Below are 5,072 nucleotides of genomic sequence, written 5' to 3' on the forward strand. Positions count from 1 at the left end.
TTTGCTGGGGTACCAGGACTCGAACCTAGAATGGCTGAACCAGAATCAGCTGTGTTGCCAATTACACCATACCCCATTGACCGGCTGAAACCGCTGGTCAGAACGCCGGGTATGCGCTGCGGCCAACCACTTCGAGCCGACGTGCAGACTACCAAAGATCTCCGAATCGATCCTTTATGGTGTTTCCCGGTTTCCCAGGCATGCCCGTAGGCGCCCGAGGCTGCGATCGCGGCCCAGCAATTCCAGCGACTCGAACAGCGGCGGGCTCACAGCCGCTCCGGTCACGGCTACCCGGATCGGGCCGAACGCCTTGCGCGGTTTGAGCGCCCGCTTCTCCACCAGCGCGGCTTTCAGTGCAGCCTCGATACAATCGCCGGTCCAGTCCGCCACCCCCTGCAGCGCGGTGATAGCGGCGTCCAGGATCGGGGCAGCCTCGGGCCCCAGCTCCTTGGCCGCGGCGCTTGGGTCGATCGCGTATTCGTCATCGTTGAAAAACCTCAGCAGCCCCCACGCGTCGCCGAGCACGACAATGCGCGTCTGCACAAGTGCGGCGGCCGCCGCGAACGCCGTGTCGTCCAATCCGGTGCGGCGACCGTGCGCATCCAGGTAAGCGTTCAGCCGGGCGGTGAAATCGGCGGTGTCCAGTCGGCGGATGTGCTCGGCGTTGAGTGCGTCGGCCTTCTTCTGGTCGAAGCGGGCCGGGTTGGAATTGACGTCGACGACGTCGAACGCCGCCACCATCTCGTCGACGCTGAACACGTCACGGTCGTCAGCGATCGACCAGCCCAGCAGTGCCAGGTAATTCAGCAGTCCCTCCGGGATGAAGCCTCGGTCGCGGTGGACGAACAAGTTCGACTGCGGATCACGCTTGGACAGTTTCCTGGTTCCCTCCCCCAGCACCGTCGGCAGGTGGGCGAACTCAGGAATACGCTCGGCTATCCCGATGCGGATCAGGGCAGCATACAAAGCGATCTGGCGCGGCGTCGATGGCAACAGGTCTTCACCGCGAAGCACATGGCTGATCTTCATCAGCGCATCATCGACCGGGTTGACCAACGTGTACAACGGATCTCCACTGGCGCGGGTCAATGCGAAGTCGGGAATAGTTCCGGCGGGGAAGGTCGTCGGGCCACGCACCAGGTCGTCCCAGCTGAGGTCATCGTCCGGCATCCGCAGTCGCACCACGGGTTTACGACCCTCTGCCAGGTAGGCTGCGCGCTGAGCCTCGGTGAGGTCGCGGTCGAAGTTGTCATAGCCCAGCTTGGGGTTGCGTCCGGCCGCGATGTGGCGGGCTTCGACTTCCTCCGGTGTCGAGAAGGCTTGGTATGCCTCCCCGGCGACCAGCAGCCGCGTCACGGCGTCGCGGTAGATGTCGGCACGCTGCGACTGCCGGTACGGGCCGTATGGTCCGCCCACCTCCGGCCCCTCGTCCCAGTCCAGATGCAACCACCGCAAAGCATCGAGCAACGCGAGATAGCTTTCCTCACTGTCACGTTCGGCGTCGGTGTCTTCCACCCGGAACACCAGGGTCCCGCCGGTGTGCCTGGCGTAGGCCCAGTTGAACAGCGCAGTGCGGATGAGACCGACGTGCGGAGTGCCAGTCGGTGACGGGCAGAACCGGACTCGGACGATGGAAGTGGTGGCGGTCACGACTTTCCTTTGCGGATAACCGGATTAGCCAACGTGCCGATGCCTTCGATCGTGATGGCAACGGTGTCGCCATGTTCGATGGGGCCGACGCCGTCGGGGGTGCCGGTCAGGATCAGGTCGCCGGGCAGCAACGTCATCACCGCCGAAATCCATTCCACGATGGCGCCGATATCATGAATCATCATCGAGGTCCGACTCCGCTGTTTGACCACGCCGTTGACCTCGGTGCGCAGTTCCAGGTCAGCCGGGTCGATACCGGTGACGATCCACGGCCCGACTGGGCAGAACGTATCGTGCCCCTTGGCTCGGGCCCACTGGCCGTCCGCCCGTTGTTGGTCACGAGCCGACACGTCGTTGCCGATGGTGTAGCCGAGAATGTTCTCCGCAGCCCGGGCAGCCGGCACGTCCTTGCACGGCCGGGAGATCACCGCGGCCAGTTCACCTTCGTAGTGCACCGGTGATGCCTTGGCGGGCAGCATAATCGGCACGTCCGGTCCGACGATCGCGGTGTTTGGCTTGAGGAATATCACCGGGTCGACCGGGGCGGGTTCGCCCATCTCGGCGACGTGGGCGGCATAGTTCTTGCCGACGCAGATCACCTTGCTGGCCAGGATCGGTGCCAGCAGCCGAACGTCGGCCAGCGGCCAGGACCGGCCGGTGAACGTCGGTGCGCCGAAAGGATGCTCGGCGATCTCACGGGCTGTCATCTCGGCGGGCTCGCCTTCCAGGCTGACGAAGGCAACACCGTCCGGGCTGGCGATTCGGCCGATACGCATCCGAATCAGCCTAGTGGCGATCGCCAGCGCGGCGAAGCCGGGCGCAGCGGGTCGCCACCAACGACCCTGTGGCGATCGCCAGCGCGGCGAAGCCGGGCGCAGCGGGTCGCCACCAACGACCCTGTGGCGATCGCCAGCCCGGCGAAGCCGGGCGCAGCGGGTCGCTGTGCAACCATGGGCGGGTGCCGACGGACTCGATCAGCACCGCCGCTCGCTGGTTAATCGTGGTCATCGCGTTATTGGCGACGCTGAGTTCCTTTGTCTTCGTCAACGGCGTCGCCTTCGTGATCCCGATGCTGGAGACCAAACATGCGACCAACCTTGCCGATGCCGGCCTGCTGGCTTCGATGCCCAGCTTCGGCATGGTGCTGACGCTGGTCGGTTGGGGGGCCCTACTGGACCGGATCGGTGAACGGATCGTGCTCTCCGTCGGCTCGGCGCTGACCGCGGTCGCCACCTACGCCGCGGCGGCAATGCAGTCGCTAGTGGCGGTCGGTGCTTTTTTGTTCCTCGGCGGCATGGCCGCCGCCAGTGCCAACATCGCCAGCGGCCGGCTGGTGACCGGCTGGTTCCCACCGCACCATCGCGGCCTGGTGATGGGGGTCCGCCAAACCGCGCAGCCGCTGGGGATTGCGTTGGGCGCCGCGGTCATCCCCGAACTGGCCGAACAGGGGCTGTCGCGGGCGTTGATGTTTCCGGCTACGGCGTGCGCGCTGTCCACGGTGGCCTGCGCCATCGGGATCACCGACCCGCCCCGGCCGCCGCGAACCGAGGCCCTCGAAGTTCAACTGGCCAGCCCGTACCGTGGTTCGACGGTGCTGGCACGCATCCACCTCGCGTCGGCGCTGCTGATGATGCCGCAGTGCGTCATCGCGACGTTCATGCTGGTCTGGTTGATCGTCAACAGCCACTGGTCAATCGGCTCGGCGGGAGCACTGGTGACCACATCGCAGCTGCTCGGCGCGCTGGGCCGCATCGTCGTCGGCCGCTGGTCGGATCGGGTCGGCACCCGGCTGCGGCCGATACGGACCCTGGCGGTCATCGACACCACTGCCTTGATGCTGCTGGGTTTTGTCGCCCGCACCCACTCGCCGCTGGCCGAGGCGATGATGGTTGTCGCGGCGGTGATCACCGTGTTCGACAACGGGCTGGCGTCCACCGCTGTGGCCGAGCGGGCCGGGCCATATTGGAGTGGGCGGGCGCTGGGCACCCAAAACACCACCCAGCGACTCACCGCAGCGGTCGGTCCCCCGGTGTTCGGAGCGCTGATCGGAGCCGTCGGCTACCCGCTGGCATTTGCCGTGTGCGGGCTGTTTCCGCTGGCCGCTGTGCCGCTGGTACCGGTCAAAGCCGAACCGCCCGGCCGGTCCATCCTCGAGGCGTTGCGCACCCTGCGCGCGCCGCCGGGGCCCATGCCCGAACAGACGGCCCCCTTGGATTAGGTTGGCTAGCCGTCGGTCCGGTCAGCGCCGATGGCTGCACCGCTCGAGGAGCACGCGGTAGCCTCGTCGCGGTGACCCAATCACCTCAATCAGCCCGATCACCCCAATCACCTCAGATCGGCCTGCGTACCCCGACGGTGCCCGACGGCCCCGCCCTATGGCGAATCGCCAAAGACAGCATCACCCTGGACATCAATTCGCCCTACGCCTACCTGATGTGGTGCCGGGATTTTGCCGCCGCGTCGGTGATCGCCGACGTCGAGGGTCGCCCCGCCGGCTTCGTTACCGGCTATCGCCGCCCCGACCGGCCGGACACCCTGATGGTGTGGCAGGTGGCGGTGGACGCCATGTACCGTGGGGCCGGGATCGCTGGCCGTATGCTCGACCACCTGATACAGCGGATGCTGCCCGACGGCGTCGCCTTCCTGGAGACGTCGGTCACACCCGACAACGAAGCCAGCCAGCGGCTGTTCACCGCGTTCGCTCACCGTTGGCATGCCGCTGTGGAGCGTTTCGAGCTGTTCGGCGCCGAACTTTTCCCGGACGATCACCTCCCCGAAGAATTGTTTCGGATCGGCCCGCTGCGGGAAGGTAACACCAGGTGAGGAGGTTTATTCGACAGCGTGAGCGGATCGGGGCCGGAGCGGGGGCGGTGCTCGCGCCCGACAGGGATGGTTGAGATCGGCCTCCGGTTCTCGGTAGAGTCGCTACCGCGCGATGTGAGCCCGGCGGACAGCGCCGGGGTAACCGAGCGGGGTGGTAGGCCGAGCGAGATCGACACAAGGCATGCAGCGTCGCATGCCAGTCGAAGAGCTTTATTGCGCGACGGATTCTGGCCGACCCCGGCAGCGATGTCGCCGCGTCCAAGCAGGCTCGGCCTGTCGTTTCGTTCCGTTTTGTGGATAACGGACGAACGGAGGAACAATGACCTTTTCGACGACCATTTTTGACACCCTCGAATCCGAGGTACGCAGTTATTGCCGGTCGTGGCCGGTGACGTTTGACCGCGCCGCCGGCGCCCACATGTGGGACACCGACGGCCGGCAATACCTGGACTTTTTCGCCGGTGCCGGCGCGCTGAACTACGGCCACAACCACCCCGAGCTGAAGCGGGCGCTGCTGGACTACCTCAGTTCGGACCGGGTGGTGCACAGCCTGGACATGCACACCGTCGCCAAAGCCGAGTTCCTGGAACGGTTCAACG

At 66.0% G+C, this 5,072-nt stretch carries 5 protein-coding genes and 1 tRNA gene; 3 read left to right on the plus strand and 3 right to left on the minus strand.

Annotated features, from left to right (window positions below; genetic code table 11):
- Positions 1–4: 4 nt before the first annotated feature.
- The 3 genes from AC2VON_RS05545 to AC2VON_RS05555 form a co-directional block, all read right to left on the minus strand.
- Positions 5–76, minus strand: a tRNA-Gln gene (locus tag AC2VON_RS05545).
- Between the two features lie 98 nt (positions 77–174).
- Complete coding sequence (gltX, locus tag AC2VON_RS05550; protein WP_486952039.1) at positions 175–1,650, minus strand: glutamate--tRNA ligase; 1,476 nt, start codon at positions 1,648–1,650, stop codon at positions 175–177.
- A complete protein-coding gene (locus tag AC2VON_RS05555; protein WP_486952040.1) occupies positions 1,647–2,426 on the minus strand; it encodes a fumarylacetoacetate hydrolase family protein in 780 nt (259 codons plus the stop codon). Before AC2VON_RS05555 ends, gltX begins: the two co-directional genes overlap by 4 nt.
- Before the next feature lie 182 nt (positions 2,427–2,608).
- Here AC2VON_RS05555 and AC2VON_RS05560 point away from each other — a divergent pair, with 182 nt between their 5' ends.
- The 3 genes from AC2VON_RS05560 to AC2VON_RS05570 all read left to right on the plus strand — a co-directional run.
- The gene (locus AC2VON_RS05560; RefSeq protein WP_486952041.1) at positions 2,609–3,868 is read left to right on the plus strand and encodes an MFS transporter; all 1,260 of its coding nucleotides are present in this window, start codon (positions 2,609–2,611) and stop codon (positions 3,866–3,868) included.
- Between the two features lie 71 nt (positions 3,869–3,939).
- Complete coding sequence (gene ectA / locus AC2VON_RS05565) at positions 3,940–4,473, plus strand: diaminobutyrate acetyltransferase (protein ID WP_486952042.1); 534 nt, start codon at positions 3,940–3,942, stop codon at positions 4,471–4,473.
- A gap of 319 nt (positions 4,474–4,792) precedes the next feature.
- Positions 4,793–5,072: aminotransferase class III-fold pyridoxal phosphate-dependent enzyme (locus tag AC2VON_RS05570; RefSeq protein WP_486952043.1), on the plus strand; the 280-nt coding region annotated here is incomplete at its 3' end.

The sequence above is a fragment of the Mycobacterium sp. TH-M82 genome (assembly GCF_057473605.1).

Excerpts from the sequence above, each read along its gene's own strand:
- AC2VON_RS05555 (WP_486952040.1), bottom strand. The coding sequence starts at position 2,426 with ATGCGTATCGGCCGAATCGCCAGCCCGGACGGTGTTGCCTTCGTCAGC.